The sequence below is a fragment of the Noviherbaspirillum humi genome (assembly GCF_900188095.1).
GTDB lineage: Bacteria > Pseudomonadota > Gammaproteobacteria > Burkholderiales > Burkholderiaceae_D > Noviherbaspirillum > Noviherbaspirillum humi.
In genome coordinates, this window is sequence record NZ_FZOT01000047.1 from 1 (window position 1) to 1,367 (window position 1,367).

Genomic DNA, 1,367 nt, shown 5'->3' on the forward strand with positions numbered 1-1,367 from the left:
TACTTATCCTCGAAGCGGACGATGTCATCCTCGCCCAGGTAGGCGCCCGACTGCACCTCGATCAACTCCAGCGGCAGCTTGCCCGGGTTCTCCAGCGAATGCACCTGCCCGATCGAGATGTACACCGACTGGTTTTCCGTCACCAGCTGCTCGCTGTCGTCGATCTTCACCCGCGCCGTGCCCTTGACCACCACCCAGTGCTCGGCGCGGTGGTGATGCATCTGCACCGACAGCTTGGCCCCCGGGTTCACCGTGATGCGCTTGACCTGGTAGCGCGCACCGTTGCCGATCGAGTCATACGAGCCCCACGGCCGGAACACTTCCCGGTGCTGTTCGGTCTCCGGCCGGTTCTGCGCCTTGAGCCGCTCCACCACCTTCTTCACGTCCTGGGCCCGGTCCTTGTGCGCCACCAGCACCGCATCCGAGGTTTCCACCACCACCAGGTCGTCCACGCCCACCAGCGTCACCAGGCGGCAGTCGGCATGCACGTAGCAGTTCTTCGCGCCTTCGAGCAGCACATCGCCGCGCGCCGCATTGCCCTGTTCATCGGCCGGCACCGCCTGGCTCACCGCCGACCAGGCGCCGACGTCGCTCCAGCCGGCATCCAGCGCGATCACCGCCGCCTTGCGCGTCTTCTCCATGACGGCGTAGTCGATGGAGTCCGACGGCGAGCGGCCGAAGGCGGCCTTGTCGATGCGGGTAAAGTCGTAGTCGTGCTTGGCGTCGGTCCAGGCCTGCTGGCAGGCGTCAAACATGGCCGGATGGTGCTCGCGCAGTTCCTGCAGGTAGCTGGAGGCGCGGAACAGGAACATGCCGCTGTTCCAGGTATAGCCACCGTCGTCGAGATAGCGCTGGGCGGTGGGCAGGTCGGGCTTCTCGACGAAGCGCTCGACCGCACGCACGTCGCCGGAGAAGCCGCGCTGCAGGGCGCCGGCCTTGACATAGCCGTAGCCGGTTTCGGCATAGGTGGGGGTGGTACCGAAGGTGACGAGAAAGCCCTCGGCAGCGGCCTCCATGCCCAGCTTCACGGCGGCGGCGAAGGCGTCGACGTTGGCGATGAGGTGGTCGGCGGGCAAGACCAGCAGCAGCGGATCGTCGCCTTTGGCCTGGGCGGCGAAGGCGGCCACGGCAATGGCCGGGGCGGTATTGCGCGCCACCGGCTCGAGCAGGATGGATTGCGGCATGACGTTCAGGGCGCGGCACTGCTCGGCGACGAGGAAGCGGTGGTCGTCGTTGGCGACGACGATGGGCGCTTCGGCGCCAAGCGGCTTGAGGCGGTCGAGGGTGAGCTGGAACAGGGTCGTGTCTTCGGTGACGCCGAGGAACTGCTTGGGGCGCAGGGCGCGCGACAGCGGCCACAGGCGCGA

General features: G+C 67.4%; 1 protein-coding gene. It reads right to left on the minus strand.

Features of this window, described 5'->3' with window-relative positions; genetic code table 11:
- Window positions 1–1,367, minus strand: a 1,367-nt coding sequence (locus tag CHB88_RS24040) for a mannose-1-phosphate guanylyltransferase/mannose-6-phosphate isomerase (protein ID WP_089401890.1), incomplete at both ends; no start/stop codon positions are given.